General features: G+C 59.2%; 1 protein-coding gene. It reads right to left on the minus strand.

Going from position 1 to position 240, the window contains the following annotated elements; all coding sequences use genetic code 11:
- On the minus strand, nt 1-240 hold a 240-nt coding region (locus tag SB679_RS26125), incomplete at both ends, for a glycosyltransferase (protein ID WP_410705312.1).

Here is a 240-nt window from a genome sequence, read left to right on the forward strand (position 1 = left end):
GCACGGCAAACTCCGCAAGCGAATAGATGGCCGGCATGTCCCGGTTCGCGACGCAACCGAGTATCTTTACGCGATCGTTCATGTCCCGCTGAGCGATTGCCTTGCGGATTTCTGCGCTGCATGGGCCTTGTCCCACCAGCACGAGAGAGAGTCCCGCTGCATGCACGCCTGAGCGCCAGAAGGCCTCGATCAGCAGATCGATATTCTTGCGCTTGACGAACCGGCTGACGCAAACCATGT

The organism is Chryseobacterium sp. SIMBA_029, from assembly GCF_046535275.1.
Lineage (GTDB): Bacteria > Bacteroidota > Bacteroidia > Flavobacteriales > Weeksellaceae > Chryseobacterium.